At 60.9% G+C, this 15668-nt stretch carries 11 protein-coding genes; 4 read left to right on the top strand and 7 right to left on the bottom strand.

What is annotated here, in order from left to right; translation table 11 throughout:
- Positions 1 to 123: 123 nt before the first annotated feature.
- Together ACFSDX_RS24250 and ACFSDX_RS24245 are read right to left on the bottom strand one after the other, a co-directional pair.
- Positions 124 to 1005 carry an NAD(P)H-binding protein gene (locus ACFSDX_RS24250; protein WP_382318419.1) on the bottom strand — a complete coding sequence of 294 codons (882 nt, stop codon included), beginning with the start codon at positions 1003 to 1005 and terminating at the stop codon, positions 124 to 126.
- Between the two features lie 32 nt (positions 1006 to 1037).
- Positions 1038 to 1889, bottom strand: a complete 852-nt coding sequence (locus tag ACFSDX_RS24245) for an AraC family transcriptional regulator (RefSeq protein ID WP_382318417.1) — start codon at positions 1887 to 1889, stop codon at positions 1038 to 1040.
- A gap of 615 nt (positions 1890 to 2504) precedes the next feature.
- On the opposite strand from ACFSDX_RS24245, the gene ACFSDX_RS24240 reads away from it, so the two are divergent.
- A complete protein-coding gene (locus tag ACFSDX_RS24240; protein WP_382318415.1) occupies positions 2505 to 3188 on the top strand; it encodes a recombinase family protein in 684 nt (227 codons plus the stop codon).
- Positions 3189 to 3304: 116 nt separating this feature from the next.
- Here ACFSDX_RS24240 and ACFSDX_RS24235 read toward each other — a convergent pair whose 3' ends face one another.
- Positions 3305 to 3655: a winged helix-turn-helix transcriptional regulator gene (locus ACFSDX_RS24235; protein ID WP_382318413.1), complete on the bottom strand. Its 351-nt coding sequence runs from the start codon at positions 3653 to 3655 to the stop codon at positions 3305 to 3307.
- Positions 3656 to 3828: 173 nt separating this feature from the next.
- Here ACFSDX_RS24235 and ACFSDX_RS24230 point away from each other — a divergent pair, with 173 nt between their 5' ends.
- Complete coding sequence (locus ACFSDX_RS24230) at positions 3829 to 4713, top strand: enoyl-CoA hydratase/isomerase family protein (protein ID WP_382318411.1); 885 nt, start codon at positions 3829 to 3831, stop codon at positions 4711 to 4713.
- A 549-nt stretch (positions 4714 to 5262) separates the two neighbouring features.
- Here ACFSDX_RS24230 and ACFSDX_RS24225 read toward each other — a convergent pair.
- The 4 genes from ACFSDX_RS24225 to ACFSDX_RS24210 form a co-directional block, all read right to left on the bottom strand.
- Positions 5263 to 5733 carry a M1 family aminopeptidase gene (locus ACFSDX_RS24225; RefSeq protein ID WP_382318409.1) on the bottom strand — a complete coding sequence of 157 codons (471 nt, stop codon included), beginning with the start codon at positions 5731 to 5733 and terminating at the stop codon, positions 5263 to 5265.
- 528 nt (positions 5734 to 6261) lie between these two features.
- Positions 6262 to 10440, bottom strand: coding sequence for an FG-GAP-like repeat-containing protein (locus tag ACFSDX_RS24220; RefSeq protein WP_382318407.1), 4179 nt, complete (start codon positions 10438 to 10440; stop codon positions 6262 to 6264).
- Between the two features lie 637 nt (positions 10441 to 11077).
- A complete protein-coding gene (locus ACFSDX_RS24215; RefSeq protein WP_382318405.1) occupies positions 11078 to 11827 on the bottom strand; it encodes a LytR/AlgR family response regulator transcription factor in 750 nt (249 codons plus the stop codon).
- Positions 11824 to 12843: a sensor histidine kinase gene (locus ACFSDX_RS24210; RefSeq protein WP_382318403.1), complete on the bottom strand. Its 1020-nt coding sequence runs from the start codon at positions 12841 to 12843 to the stop codon at positions 11824 to 11826. Before ACFSDX_RS24210 ends, ACFSDX_RS24215 begins: the two co-directional genes overlap by 4 nt.
- Before the next feature lie 278 nt (positions 12844 to 13121).
- Here ACFSDX_RS24210 and ACFSDX_RS24205 point away from each other — a divergent pair, with 278 nt between their 5' ends.
- Both ACFSDX_RS24205 and ACFSDX_RS24200 read left to right on the top strand, forming a co-directional pair.
- Positions 13122 to 14039, top strand: a complete 918-nt coding sequence (locus tag ACFSDX_RS24205; RefSeq protein ID WP_382318401.1) for a radical SAM protein — start codon at positions 13122 to 13124, stop codon at positions 14037 to 14039.
- Positions 14039 to 14785 (top strand): glycosyltransferase, encoded by a 747-nt coding sequence (locus ACFSDX_RS24200; RefSeq protein WP_382318399.1) that lies wholly within the window; start codon positions 14039 to 14041, stop codon positions 14783 to 14785. The genes ACFSDX_RS24205 and ACFSDX_RS24200 overlap by 1 nt, the downstream gene beginning before the upstream one ends.
- Positions 14786 to 15668 lie beyond the last annotated feature (883 nt).

Genomic DNA, 15668 nt, shown 5'->3' with positions numbered 1-15668 from the left:
CTATCCTAAGCAAAACCCCTTGCTTAGCGGCTAAATAGTAAGCTTGTTAGAAAGCCGGCATAGGTGCCCTAAAACTTGGTTTTAGGGCACCTATGCCGGCTTTCTAACAAGCCCTCAAGCAGATTACTTCTGGAACGCGGCCGCGAATTCTTGGGCAAAATTTTCCAGCTTCACTTCCCCGAGCGTAGCCGGGCGGTGTTGCGCGTAGCCCTGCCATATGCTGCCATTGTGAATGGCCGCATTCAACTCCAGCAACTGTGCAATGACGGGGGCAGGCATCTGCTGCTGGGATAAGCCTGCATAGCCCTGTTCCGGCGTAAATGTGCGCCACTGCAAGTCGGGCCGACCGATGGCCTCCCCCAGCACGCGGGCCACCTCGGTGGGGGTGCGCTCGTCGCTGGCCACGTAGCGTACCCGCGGGCCGCTGGACCGGGTCAACTCTTCGGCGGCCGCGGCAGCGATGTCTACCGGCGCTACCAGGGGCAGTAAGTCGTCGCCCCCGAAGGTGGCGCCCATAAAGCCGGCCGCTTTAATCATGCCCTGGTAATGCAAGAGATTGTAATAGATGTAGCCGGCGCGCAAGTGTGTGACGCTTACGTTGGGTAGCTGATTAAGCAGCCCCTCGATGTCGTGCGAGCCGACAATGAGGCCCGTTCCGCTGGGCAGGTCGGCTCCCCAGGTGCTGAGGTGGACCACCCGGTTCACCCCAGTGGCCTGGACAGCCTGGGCGTAGGCCGCGCCGACGGAGCGATAGTAGGCCCGGTTATCGGGAGCCGTAAAGTGAGGCGGTACCATGCAGTAGACCGCATCGGCCCCTGCAAAGGCGCTGGTCAAAAAGTCGGCATCTGTGACGGAGCCAATGGCGGCGGTAGCGCCTAACGCCACAATAGCACCTTGCTTGTCGGAGCTATGACTGATAACGGTGACCTGGTGGCCCTGCTGAAGGAGCGCTTCAGTCAGAGGTTTGCTGACGTTCCCGACGGAACCGGTGACGATGATTTTCATCGCACAAAGGTGCGGGACTGCGCTAAGCGCACCTAGGACCTATTATCGGCAATAGTAGGCAAAAAGTCGGAAAATGGCTTGCTCCCTATGGTTAGCTGTTGCCGGTAGGTCGTCGGCGTCCGTCCCACAGTGTGGCGGAAATAGCGCGCAAAAGCGGACTGGTCGGCAAAGTGTAGCTGGTCGGCTATCTGGGCGACGGTCAAGGCGGGGTTTTGCAGGAGTAGCCGCGCTTCTAACGTCACGGCTTCGGCAATCAAGGACGCCGCGCCCCGGCCGGTGACGGCCCGAATGGTCTCGGTCAGGTGCTTGGGCGTGATATACAAGTGGCTGGCGTAGAAGGCTAAGTGACGTTCCGTGGTACAGTGGGCGCAGAGCAGGTGCTTGAACTGCCGGGTCAGCAGCTGCGCGCGCGACTGGCCTGGGTCCGCCCTTCCGACTAAGGCCGCATAGGCCGCCGCCGTTTCGTAGAGCAGTACCCGCAATCTGCTCTGCAGCAGCTCTGTGCGGTACAAGTGCGACTCGTGATAACTCTGGTGTAATTGCTCAAGGGACACTTGTAGGCGCCCGAACAGCGCGGGTGGTAACGGGAGCACGGGCGCAGCCGCGCTCTCAAAGTAGGCGAACTGCCCGAGATGCCCCCCGGGAGCAGGAGCCATAAAGTTGGCGGTGAACAAGACATCACGTGACACAAAGTCGGCCGACCGGGTGCGCCACTGCTTGAGGCAGTGGGCGGGCAGGACGAGCAGCGAGCCCGCCTGGACTTGGTACGTATCGAGATTGACTTGCAGCTCCGCGTGGCCCTGGAGGCAGAGCCCAATGGTATAATAGGTACTGCGGAACAGCTGAAAACAAGGGGAGGGCAGTGGCGCTGCTGCTGGTTCCAATAGTAGGACGCCCGCGGGCTGCGCTTCGTAAGTAGCCAACGCGCTTAGCGTCAAGAGGGGAATAGCAAGGGGCAGCATCCTACACGTAGCGCTGGGGACAGTGGCAGGGGTGATAGTAAAGGTGGTAAACCTTACCTATCGGCACTAGGTTGAAAAACGCAATTTCGACCGTACTCACTTCCAAAAACGGATAAATTCCTAACGGAGCACGTACTATCCGCTCGCTAAGGTCACGCCAAGCAACATGGCTAAGACAGCGCGACGCCGCCGTTACTGCTGCTGAGTACGCCGTGAGCAAGGCTGTAGTATGTGTTGGGACAATGTGGACATACCGAAAGCTAGGCAGTAGATGGCTTACTGGCAAGCCTACCCTCAACAACTAGTAGCAAGTGTAATGAGCAAATAGCGCAGCCTTAAACGCTTATAAGATGGAGCTACCCATTTTTTCTATCCCAATGTGTGCAAGCAGTGCTAACCACTAGCGCTAAGCATGCTATAGTCACTTCATGTAGAAAGCTGCAAGCATATGATATACAATATTTTAACACATGTTAAACGTACGTTTGTAAAATGACTATAGGCAGTATAGTCGCCTAAATCTGACTGCTTCTCCCCGTGCCCGACTACTTTGCCTACTACCGCGTCTCAACTAAGCAGCAAAGCGCTTCCGGTCTCGGGCTTGAAGCCCAGCAGGCCGCAGTGGTCAGCTTTCTCAAAGGTGGCCGGCCGCAGGGCGAGTATCTCGAAATAGAGAGTGGCAAGAAGAACCAGCGCCCGCAGCTGCTCGCCGCTATGGCGGCTGCCCGGGCGGCGGGCGGCGTGCTGCTCATTGCCAAGCTGGACCGACTCTCCCGCAATGCGAGTTTCATCTTCGCCCTGCGCGACTCGGGAGTGGACTTCGTCTGCTGCGACATGCCCGACGCCAATACCCTGACCGTGGGTCTATTTGCCGTGCTCGCCCAGCATGAGCGTGAAACCATCTCCAAACGCACGAAGGATGCGCTCGCCGCCAAACTCGCCCGGGGCGCTCAGCTGGGAACCCCGGCTAACCTCACGGACGAGGCGCGCCAGGCCGGCTTGCTCCTGCGGCAACAGAATGCCCGGCAGCACGCGGGCGTGCGGCAGGCTACGGCCTTGATTACGTCTCGCCGGGCCCAGGGGGTAAGCTTTCGCCAGATTGCCGGCGAACTCAATGCGCTCGGCTTCACGGCCCGGCGTGGGGGGACATTCAACCAAAAGCAAGTCCAGCGCCTGCACGAACGAATTCCAGTAACGCCTGCGGGAGCTACTTCCAAGTGACCATATAATAAGGAGTGGAGTACAGGTGCTACTTGGACACAAACGTTAGGCCATACAAGGGTGGTTCACTTGAGTTTTTGTCAACGGGAAGGTCACAGAGTCTACCACTGCTTAGCTTAGCAAGACTCCAGCACCTGTTCCAGGCGAGCGCGGTGCACTTCGCCCCACTCGGTCATGGCCTCTACGATGGGCAGCAAGGTCCGGCCGAAATCGGTGAGATAGTACTCTACTTTGAGGGGTAGCCCCGCGTACACCGTCTTGCCAATTAGCCCGTGCCGCTCCATCTCATTGAGTTGCACGTTGAGTACGCGCCGACTGGCGCCGGGAATGTGATGAAGCAGGAAGCTGGGCCGCAGCGGCCCTTGGACCAGACAGTACAAGATGGAGGTTTTCCACTTGCCATTGAGTACCTCCTTGGTCAGGAGAATCGCGCAATCGAAGGGCTTGGGAATTTTCTTCTGATACATACAATGTATTCCGGTGGGGTTCGAACTGGAAGCAACCGCCCGCTGCCAGTACGGGTAAATTTATCGCGGGAGGATAAATTTACCCGTACTGGCAGGTCGAGGAAGGGCGGCGGAATTTTGTGGGATCGCTATCAATCGTGGTGGCGCCCGCACCTCACCTAGGCTTTAATATTATGACTACTGACAGCCACACCTCGTCCACTTCCAGCGTAAGCTCTCCCTATGACACCTATGCCACCCTTCAGGTTTCGGTGGTGGACGGCATCGCCTGGGTCACGATGGACAGCCCCCCGGTGAACGTACTGAGCTTGAAGCTTATCGCCGACCTCTCCCGTTTCGCGGCTGCCGTCCGCCACGACGAGCAGGTGCAGGTCATTGTGCTGCAAAGCGCCAATCCCAACTTCTTCATCGCCCACGTCGACATGGAACTCGTCAACCAGTGGGAGGAAGCCGCGCGGGTAGCCGCCGAACTCTTCCCCGAGCCTTCCCCACTCAACGTGTTCCAACAGCTTAACGAGCAGTGGCGCACGCTGCCCCAGATTACCATTGGTAAGCTGCAAGGACTCGTGCGCTGCGGGGGCAGTGAGCTGGCCATGGCCTTGGATATGCGCTTTGCGGCACGGGGTCAGGCCGGCATCGGCCAAACGGAAGTCCTGATGGGGATCGTGCCCGGTGGCGGGGCCACGGCCTACTTGCCCCGCCTGATTGGTCGCGCCCGGGCCCTGGAGGTGATTGCGGGGGCTAACTTATTTGACGCCGACTTGGCCGAGCGTTACGGCTGGATCAACCGCGCCCTGCCCGCCGAGGAACTGGATAGCTTCGTGGCGACGCTGGCTCGCCAGATGGCCGCCCTTGCCCCAGGGGTGGCCCGGGCGGCCAAGCAGGCGGTGGACTCGGTGCACGAGCCGCTGCCCGTAGCCCTAGCCCAAGGTGATGCGCTGTGGCAGCAACTGGTGTTTCAGCCCATCGCCACGAGCAAGATACTGGGTGGTCTAGCGGCGGGTGCCCAGACCCCGGCCGGCGAGCGCGATCTGGAGGGGCTGTTGCGTAGCCTGTAGCGCAATTGGCCGCTTCCCTTCGAAAAAGGTCGATAAAATCCGGCGTATAGCGACCTCGCACCCTCAATAAGAACGCTTCACAGCGCTAGTCATCTACCGGTTGCGGGGCACCAGTTAGTAACTCATATCCCTCTTTAGGATGCGCTGAAGTGGTCCTGGCAGGAACAGCATACTGGTCCTTACGTTGAACAGCCCCACCCAGCTTCAGCAGGGTGGGGCTGCCTATCGTTAATGCTTACTGTACTCAAGTGGTGCGCTGCGTCGGGTTGTCAAACTCAATTCTACTGCCTTCGGACAATCGCTGGGTTGCTGCACAAAGCTCCGGTAAGGTTGGCTATATAGGAGGCAGCGGCCATTAACTGGTTGCAGACCCAACAACTACCATCTCCCCAGACGCGGGGCTGAAGCTCTTTGGTCCGAGCAGAGACAATAGGTAGTGCTACACCTTCCTTATCACTACCTATCTGAGAAGCGTGAAACCAGTCACCTCACTCACCTGAGGAAAACTTTCTCTATCATCGACTGGCTCTTTTAGATGGGGAGCGTACATTATCGGCTTAGTTCAGTGATTAACCATTGGCGCGTGTCTGGAGTAGTTAGTTGAGCGACCACTGCTAAAAAGCCGGCCGTCGTACTAACTCGCTCAGCGGCGGTCTGCGCCAGGATAGCATAGAACTTTTCCGTCCCCACTCGGGCGTGTAAGGCCGCCAGGATGACGGTTCCCTTGTCATAAATTACGCGGCGGAACAGCGGATAGGGGGCTTTCTCCCGGTCAAAGCCAATGATAGCCGGGGCGTTCGCTGCTGACTGGACGCGCTTGGCCAACTCGATCCGGTAGCCCGTCGAATCGCCACCCGCTTGCAAATACAGTAGGCTTGAATAAGTGGCAAAGGCCTCATTGAGCCATTCGCTTTCGTCGTGGACGGAGCCCCACCACTTGTGGCTTATTTCGTGCGCTAGATAGACCAAAGGGAAAAAGTGAAGTACTTTTCTCGTGCGTTCCACAGCGTGCTTTTTCAATCTTAATACAGGCTCTGAAGGCCTAGCGGAACTGTCCAAAGTGGCCGTAGAACAGGAAGGGGATGCTCATTTAGCACGGGCTCGGACGCCCACCGTTATAAGGAATCTTATTCCTTCCTGTCGCAACGAAAACCCAAGTTTAAGCTTCCGCTCAAACATAGGACGTTATAAGCTCCGCATTCACATTGAGGTGGACCTTTATGGGTACAGAAGACGTGCTCTTCCGCGCTAAGCCAGACAGCCCCGGCCTTCATCAGAAGGCCGGGGCTGTCTGTATTTAACACCTGTGGAACCTGATTTTTGCTTTCGAACACTAATTTAGTTATGGTTGCTACCTCTGTGCAATGGAAAGTTAGCCATGGCACCTTGGCCCAGATGCTGGTCAGGTATGCTTCCTGTCCTCACTTAACAACTAGTTTATCTAGGCAAGAAACGTACAGGTAGAAGCGCTAGGCTATTTGCAAACCGGAGAGTTCGCTTTTCTGAGACTTACGGCGTTGGCGCAAGCGCCGCAGACCATAGGCTACGCTACTGTTTTAACACCAGTTTCTTCACGACCACGCCGGCGCTAGTGCGCAGGCGCAGGGCGTAGACGCCGGTAGTCAACTGCCGCAAGTCTAGTTGGTGGGCTACCGAGCCCTGGGCGGGCAGGGTGAGGGTCCTTACCTCGCGGCCTAATGCATCAACCAGCGTCGCCGTTACGGCTTGGCGGCCGAGGCTGGCGGGCAGCTCGAGCCACGCGCTGGTGGTGGCGGGGTTAGGGTAAAGGGCTACTTGCTGGACCAGCGTGGCCGGAGCAGTGGCCAGCGCTTGCTGCGGCGAGAACACCAGCTCGAAGCGGCCGGTGAGGAGCGCCGCGGCATTGGTGACCGTGAACTGGTAGCTGGGCTGCAGGCGCAGGTCGGTAACGGTGCCGAGCTGCAAGTCGCGCAGGTACACGGGCACGGCGCCTAGGTTCAGCAGCTGGTTGGCCGTGAAGGTGTACACGCCGGCGGCGGGCACGCCCACGGCTAGCGGCACTACCCGCGGGCTGGTGCCAAGCGCGGGCTGGCCGTCGATGCTGAGGCGCTGGCCGCTGGTCAGGCTGGTGCTCAGGTTCAGGCCCGTGGGGTTGGGCAGCTTCTCAGCATCAAACTCGGGCTCGAAGCCACTGCCCGCGCCGTTTTCGAAGTACACATACGCCTCGTCGACAAGCGCATTGCCGGCACCTTGCAGCGTGAGCTGCACCAGCGGCCGGGGGTCGGCGGTGGGGCGCTGGAAGGTGGTGCCGTTGGGCGTGGTCAGGCAATACTTGTTGCGGAAGGTCAGGGTGGCGCTGGTCTGGCCGGGGGCCACGCGGGCGAAGAAGGCCTGGCCTATCGGCAGCACGGGGTTGCCGATGCCGTTGATGTAGACGCGGTAGTACCCGCTGTACTGGCTGGTGCTGCTGTAGGTATAAATAGAGGCTTCCACGCCGATGCGGTCGGCAGCGGCTACCCGCGAGTAGTCGAGCGGCGCGGGGTACGGGTTGCCAAGCAAGTGCCAGCCACTGTCAAAGTAGTTGTCGCGATTGCTGGTAAGCGGCACCGACACGTCGCCGCTGTTGAGCGTGCCCTGGAAATCAACTACCTCGCTGGCCCCGATGTTCACGGTGTAGCCCCGGCCCACAGTTAGCGGGTCGCTGAGCGCGGTGGGCGAGTAATAGCCTTTATCGAAAAGACTTAAGTTGTTGATCAGGCTCAAGCGGCTCTCGTCGTAGCCGTACACCGTGGGGAAAGGCACTTGAGCCGTCGGCCTGGCGGCAGTGTTATAAGCTGGGTTGACCACAGGCGTGAGGCTGCTGGTCGTCAGGTCGGCCACGGTCGCATTGCTCACCGGCGCCGAATAATGGCGGTAGCCCGGGCCAGCGTTCACGCTGGGGTCAATGGCCCGCTGCACGGTGGCCGTGCCCACTACCACGCCGCCGTTGTTCACCACCAGCCCATCGGTGGCTACGCCGCCGCTGGTGCTGGAAAGCAGCGTCAGCGACTGGCCGTTGGTGGTCAGATTCCCCGTCAGCGTCAGCACACGCTGGAAGCTGGCGCTGGTACCCAGTGAGGCGCCGCCCGCGCCGATGTTCAGGCTCCAGAAGGGCAGTGGGCTGCTGCCGCCCAGCGTTTGGGCGGCGCTGCCGCTGGTGGTGACAGTGCCACCAGCGGCGGCGAAGGTACCGTTGTTGGTCAGGTCGCCCGTTAGGCCGAGCGTGCCGCCGCGCTGAGTCAGGGTCGCGCCGGGGTTCAAAGTCAGGTTTTTGACCGGTGCCGTGCCGGCCGCGAGTTGCGGCGAGAAGCTGGTGCTGGCTGGGATGAGGGCATCAATGGTGGCCGTGGGCACGCCCGCGCTCCAGTTGCCAGGCGTGTACCAGTCGCTGCTGACGAGGCCCGTCCAGGTCGTGGCTGTGACGGGGGCGGCGTAGGTAACGCTCAGCGGGCCAGCGGCCAAGTTGCCGTTACCTACCGCATCCTGGGCCGCGTTGGGGGCCACGCTCACCGCCACTGCGCCGTTGGCGGTAGGCGTCACGCTAAAGCTATAGGCGTTGCCCGCGCTGGTGATGGCCGAGGTAAGGGTACCGTTGGTTACGCTCACGCCGCTCGCCGTGAAGCCCGTGACGGACTCCGAAAACGTGACCGTGAGCGGAATGGGCGACGTGCTGGTGGGGCTGGTAGCCGTGGTACTGAGGGTGGCCGTGGGGGCCGTGGCATCTACCGTGAAGGTACTGGAGTTGCTGGCTGCACTCACGGGCTGGCCGTTCAGCTGGGCCGTGGCGTAGGCAGTGTAGTTGCCACTGGCCAGCACACTGCTAGGCTGCACGCTGAAGATGCCATTCGGGGCGGTGGTTGAGAAGGTCGTGGTCGTACCGGTGGCATTGGTGAGCGTCACCGTCACGGTGCTGCCGCTGGAGGCCATGCCGGCGAAGATGGGCCGCCCGCCCGTGGTGCTGCCATTAACTGGGGTGTTCAGCACCGGGGTAGCCGTAGTAGCCTGAGTGGTGGTAAAGCTGACGGCAGCGCCGTAGCTGGTGCCCACGCTGTTGATGGCGTAGGCGCGCACGGTGTAGGGGGTACCGGGCGTGAGGCCCGTGATGGGTTCAGCGTAACTACCCGAGCCCGAGCCATTGGCGTCTTGGGTTACCCCGGTCCCGCCGATGGTGGGGGCCGCGTTAGTGCTGCTGTACACCACGCCCCGGTCCGTCACGGCGGCGTCGCCGTTGTTCGTGACGTTGCCGCCCAGCACGGCGCTGGTGCTGGTAAGGCTGCTGGCTGCCGCCGTAGTCACGGTGAGCGCGCTCGTCACCGTAAAGGCGACCCCGTTGCTGGTGCCGCTGGGCGTGGTCACGGTCACGTTGCCGCTGATGGCCCCAGGGGGCACGGTGGCCGTGACGGTACTGTTATTGACGACGACAAACGTAGTAGCCGCCGTGCCGTTGAAGCTCACCGCGGTGGTACCCATTAAATCATTGCCCGTGAGGGTAATGGTCATCCCCAATGATGCGCTCGTCGGGTTGATGCTGGTGAGGGTAGGGGCAGCGTATAAGGTTGTATTAAGCAGCACCCCAATTGTATTGCTGTTGAAATTAGTCGTAAGCAGGTCGGGCTTGCCGTCGCTATTGACGTCCGCCGCCGCGAGGCCCATAGGATTATTGCCGCCTGTGCTGTATGTGGTGGCAATCGGCTGAAAGGTGCCGTTGCCGTTACCTAACAGTACCCCGATTGTGTTGCTATTGCGGTTGGTGGTAAGCAAGTCCAGCTTGCCGTCGCCGTTGACGTCGGCCACCGCAATGCTAATGGGATTGCTGCCGCTTGTGCTGTAAGTAACAGCTGCCTGAAAGGTACCGTTGCCGTTACCTAGCAGCACCCCAACTGTGTTATTGCCATTGTTGGCCGTGAACAAGTCAGGTTTGCCGTCACCGTTGACGTCAGCCACCGCAATACTATAGGGAAAGCTGTTGGCACCCATGCCGTAGGTCACAATCGGCTGAAAGGTGCCGTTGCCATTGCCTAGTAGTACCCCAACCGTGTTATTGCCGTTGTTGGCCGTGAGCAGGTCGGGCTTGCCGTCGCTGTTGACGTCAACTACCGCGATGCTGTAAGGAGAGCTGTTACCGCCCGTATTATAGTTAATGGGTGCTTGAAAGGTGCCGTTGCCATTACCCAGTAGTACCCCAACCGTGCTGAGGATGAAGTTAGTCGTAAGTAGGTCGGGCTTGCCATCGCCATTAACGTCAGCTACCGCGATACTATAGGGAAAGCTGCTGGGACCCGTGCTGTAGGTAGCCGTCGGTTGAAAGGTGCCATTGCCATTGCCTAGCAGCACCCCAACCGTGCTACTGCCCTGGTTGGCTGTGAGCAGGTCAGGCTTGCCGTCGCCGTTGACGTCGGCCACCGCAATGCTAATGGGGTTGTTACCGCCCGTGCCGTAGGTAGTGGTAGCGGCAAAGGTGCCGTTGCCGTTACCCAGCAACACCCCGACCGTACCAGTGCCGTTATTGGCTGTGAATAAGTCAGGCTTGCCGTCGCCGTTGACGTCGGCCACCGCGATGCTAATGGGGTTGTTGCCACCCGTGCCGTAAGTAGTGGCAGCGGCAAAGGTGGCGGCAGGATTTTGGGCCTGGACGGCGCCGGCCATAACTAGTAGCAGCCCTAGCGCTGCTAGCGGGCGGGGCAGCCAAGAAGAATAGGGGTGTTCCATATAGCAGAAGGAGAAAGGGAGATCGTAAAATGCGGATTCAAAACTACTACTGTATAGCGCTGCTATAATGTAGCTCCCTTCCGTGACCTTCGATGCCCGCTAGTAGATGTAGCCTTCGGCAGCTTTATGTATATGGGCAGGGCCAATGCGAGCGCCCAGGACAGTTTCGCGCAGCCCGCAGGCCTGGTTGAACGGCTGGCGGGATGAGCTGGCCCCCTTCTTTTTGCCCGCTAGCTACGTCAACTACTAGCGCCTAACATAGCACCGAGTTTTGGCTCGGAAAGGTGCGATGGCTGTTGCAGAACTCATCAATCTTCAAGCAAACAGCACCAGTTAGCAGCTAAGCTCAGGTAAAGGGTCGTTGTAAACGGCCTTTTTAGCTTGGTGTACTCGAAGAAACCTGACTTGGAGGTGTCGCGTCGAATTCTGTAACAGCCACTGCACCATTATGATGCCCCCTCCCCTATTCCACTCGACAGACTAATAAGCTGCGTTTTGGCGGATCAAGAAGTGGGCTCCGAAAGTTTTTGGCAGGTAGTTTTGCGAGCTATCCTTATTAAGCATTAAGCCAGGCAATACTTTTTCGGCTACGCCCGCGTGTCGGCCATCAACTAGGACCTCGACACCCCACAATAGCTTAGTGGTCCAGCCAGTACTTAAAGGCCGGCGCGCGGCCGGCGCTGACAACCAGGGCCTCCTCCGCGACCGGGGGCGCTACCCGCAGCACCAGGCGGCCCTTGAAATACGGCCGAATTTCCTGCACCGCGCCGATACTCAGGATGAACTGGCGGTTGATGCGAAAGAAGTTCCGGACGTCTAACTGGCCTTCCAACTGGTCGAGCGTGTCGGGCAGGATATACCGCTTGCCGGAGTGAGTGACGAGGAACACCACGCCCTCTTCAGCCAGAAAATACGCCACCTGGTCCACCGGCACGGCTTTCAGGGCCTGCCCGGCTTTCACCAGGAAGCGTGCGCGGGGCGTGGTGTGGACCAGGCGCTGCACGTTTTCGACGGCGGCTGGCAGCGTGGCGGGGTGCCGGGTTTCGTACTTCTGCAGGGCGCGCTCCACCTCGGCGGCTTGCAGGGGCTTAAGCAGGTAGTCCACGCTATTCACCTGAAAGGCCTGGATGGCGTAGGCGTCGTAGGCGGTGGTAAAAATGACGGGCGCGCCCACCGCCACCTGCCGGAAAATGTCGAAGCTGTTGCCGTCCGACAAGTGGATGTCGCAGAAGAGCACATCGGGAGCCGGCTGCGCGCGCAGCCAGTCCACCGCATCCTCCACCGAGCCCAGCAGCGCCAGGATGCGCGCGGCGGGCCGCAGGCGGGTGAGCAAGGCGGCCAGCGCCTGGGCGGCCAGGGGCTCGTCTTCGATGATAACGACTCTCATGCAGCGGGAGCGGTCAGGAGCGGGAGGCGGACGACGAAGAATTCCGGCGTGGGTACGATTTCCACGGGGCGGTCCGTGAGGTGGTGGTAGCGGCGTTGGATGTTTTGCAAACCCAGGTGGGTGGAGGGCATCACGTCGGTGCGGGGCTGCCGGTTGTTTTCGACCACCAGCAGGCCATCAGCCGCCGATACTTTGATGCGCAGGGGCTTGCGGGTGGTGGAGCCGTTGTGCTTGATGGCATTTTCGAGCAGCATTTGCACGGTGGTGGGCGGCACCAGGGCCTGCTCCCAAGCCTGGTCCACGTCCCACTCTACGCGCAGGGCCGCGCCGAAACGAGTCTCCATCAGGCTGGCGTAGGCGCGCACTAAGGCCATCTCGGTGCGTAGGGGTACCAGCGGGTGCGCCCCGGAGTCGAGCAGGGCGCGGTATACGTCCGCCAGCTGGCCCAAGAACTGCACGGCCCGATCGGCGTCGAGGTGAATCAGGGAGCCCAGCACGTTGAGGCTGTTGAACAGGAAGTGCGGGTCCACCTGGTTTTTCAGGGCTTCCAGCTGCGCCTGAAAGGTTTCTTTTTGCAGCTGCGCCACCCGAACCACTTCCTGCTCCAGGTTTTTGCGGACGTGCTCGCGCTCCACGAAGTAGTAGAAGAACAAGGACAGCACCGCGCTGACGGCTAGCGACAGGCGCAGGGCTTGGGGCGACGTTTCGGCTGTGGGTACCAGGTAGTGCTGCGGCCAGGTGAAGAATACTAGCCAGAAGACTAAGCTGACCAGTACTACGCACAGCCCTTCCACCAGAGCCTTGACCGGAGCGGGCGGCCCGGTCAGGCGGTCGGCCCCGAAGAGGCGGGCAATGGGCGCATGGACCCAGAAGGTGGCCAGCAGAAAGACAAACACCAGTAGCAACTCCTGGTAGCTGGCCAGCGCGCCGCCCCACAAGGTGCCATACTGGATGAACACCGTCACTTGGAAGACCGCCGTGGCGGCCAGGGCGGCCAACGCAATTTTTCGAATCATGGGGCCAAGTTGAGGCGACGCTGGCGCCAGGACAAACTTACCAGCCCGCCCGCCGAAAAGTCGCCTTCGCCCGGCCATTTCGCTCGGCTTATCTCCCGATTCAAGGCCCCGAAATCCGTCTTCGGCAAAAAGCGCTTTCGGCCGGGCGGAAAGCGGGGGAGGTTTGTCCCATCCTAGCAGCAGCCGGATGCTGCTGCTATCTCTTTCGCCCCAAACCCCCACTCCGCATGAAACTGCCTGCTTTTGATAAACCGCTGCGTATTTCCCGGTCCCGGGTCTTGTGGAAACTGACAAAGGCCGCCCTGGACCGGGACCGGCCGGTGCTGGTGCAAATCGTGGTAACCCGCCGCTGCAACCTGGCCTGCGGCTACTGCTACGAGTACGACAAGGTGTCCAAGCCCGTGCCCTTGGCCGAACTGAAAGCGCGGGTAGACGCCCTGCGGAAGCTAAAAGCCGTGTTTGTGACCCTTAACGGGGGCGAGCCGCTGCTGCACCCGCACATCGCCGAACTGGTCCGCTACATCGCCGAAGCCGGCCTGGTGCCGATGCTGAATACGAACGGCCACGTGCTGAAGGCTCCGCTCATCCAGCGCCTGAACGAGGCCGGCTTGTTTGGGATGCAGCTGAGCTGCGATAGCCTAGAAGACAACGAGGTGACCGAAAAAAGCATGCGCCGACTGCGTCCCAAGCTGGAGTTGCTACGCCAGCACGCTAAGTTCATGGTGCGGGTAAACGGCGTGCTGGGCTCCGGCAACCCGGCCGAGATGGAGGAAGTGGCCAAGGTGGTAGTCGGCTTGGGCTTCGGGTTCCAGTGCTCGCTGATGCGCGACAGCCACGGGCAGGCCCTGCCCCTGAGCGAGGAAGCCCTGCAAGCCTACCTGCGCATTCGGGCTATGAAAGGCCGCTTACCGCAAGTGCTCAACGATAACTTCCAGCTGCCCCTGGCCCGCGGCGAAAGCAAGCCTTGGAAATGCCGGGCTGGGGCTCGCCACTTCGAGGTCGATGGGGCGGGCCTAGTGCACCTGTGCCAGCCCAAAACCGGCTCGCCGGCCAAGCCCCTGGCCGACTACTCGGTGGCCGACATCCGCCAGCAGTTTGACTGCGGGAAGACGTGCTCGGCCCGCTGCCCCATTGCGTATGCCCACCTGGGTAGTCGGCTCGACGGCTTCCGGCGCCAGTATAGCGCCCAGGCCTGATGGAGCTGAGCCTGATTATCCCGGCCTTTAACGAAGCGCTACGCATTGGGCCCACGTTGCGGGGCGCGCATCGGTTTCTGGCCGCGCGCCCCGCCAGCTTCGAAATCATTGTGGTTGACGATGGCTCGACGGACGACACGGTGGCGCTGGTCACGGCCCTGGCCGGCGAGTTGCCCGGCCTACGCGTGCTCTGCTCCCCGGCCAACCGGGGTAAAGGCCACGCGGTGCGCCTGGGCATGCGGGCGGCCACGGGGAGCATCCGGGTATTCGCCGACGCCGATGGCTCCACGCCCATCGCCGAGCTAGATGCGCTGCTGCGGGCGCTGGCCGCCGGGGCCGATATTGCCATTGGCTCGCGCTACCTGGCCGACTCCCGAGTCACGCGGCCCCAGCCCTGGTCGCGCCGGGTTTGGAGCCGGCTCGTCAACCGGGTGGTGCAGCGCGGGCTGCTGCCCGGCATAGCCGATACCCACTGTGGTTTTAAGGCTTTTACCGCCGCCGCGGCCGCGCACATCTTCGCGGCCTGCACCGTGGACGGCTGGTCGTTTGATCTGGAGGTGTTGGCCCGCGCCCGCGCCTATGGGTTCTGCATCCAGGAAGTGCCCGTGCGCTGGGAAAACGACGAGCGCAGTAAGGCCCGCCTCCGGCAGCTGCCCCAGGAGTTTCGGCACGTGTACCGCCTCCGGCAGCAGCTGCGGCAAATAGATTCTGTATCCTGCACGCTCTCAGTTGCAAAGGTTAGTTAACGGCTGCTATTACTCTAATTAAAATTCTACTTATACGCATGGATTCAGGTTCATTAGTGGTCGTGTTCTTGCTTTTATTGCTAGCCATAGTAATCGGCATTTGGTGGTCGGGGCAGCGCTTCTGGCACTATAGTTTAGCGCCCACGCTAGCAGGCGCTAGCTACTGGACCAAGGTAAAACTGGTCTTGCTGGCGAGCCTGTGGCACTTGCTGGTATACGGCGTCACGGCGGTATTCTTTTTGCCGTGGCTTAAAGGCGCCGCCCACGGAAGTGGTGCTTCGTCAGGCGATTGGCAGCAGGCGCATTTTAATCACGACTTCTGGCTGCTGGTGCTCGGTGGCCTGGGTGGGGCAGCTACGCTCTTCGTGCGTGGTCGGCGGGTAGCGGCACTTTGCTGGCTGGCGGGGGGTGTGCTCGTGCTGGCCGGCTTTCGCGGCCCCCGCACCTATCAGGGTTGGGCGAGCGAACAGCGGCCGCAGGTAGAGCGCCCCCTGTCAAACGAGCGCGCATTCACCAGCCTATCCGCCGCGACACCTGCGCCACCAAGTTCATCTGGTGGGGCGGCCAGGGGAAGTGTTGCTGACCTCCTGGACCACCCCACTCCCCACGGGCGGCCGGCTACCTTTTTATGACAGCCTAATGGATTTACTCTTTCTTTTTGCCTTTATTGTTCTGCCGCCGCCACTCATGGCCTTACTGGTCGCCTGGCTCTGGCAGCTGAGCCGCCAGACGGCCCTACCGGGTGTGGAACGCTATGTCCGCTTGGCCGGGATCCTGCTCCTGGCAGGGGGGCTTACCTGGGCGCTCCACTACTGGCTGGGAGGCATTACCCAACCGATACCTTCGGCACACGCCGCGGGTCACAGTGCCTGGCCCTGGGCCC

The organism is Hymenobacter bucti, from assembly GCF_042681145.1.
Lineage (GTDB): Bacteria > Bacteroidota > Bacteroidia > Cytophagales > Hymenobacteraceae > Hymenobacter > Hymenobacter bucti.
This window is presented reverse-complemented; position numbering and strand designations above follow the sequence as displayed.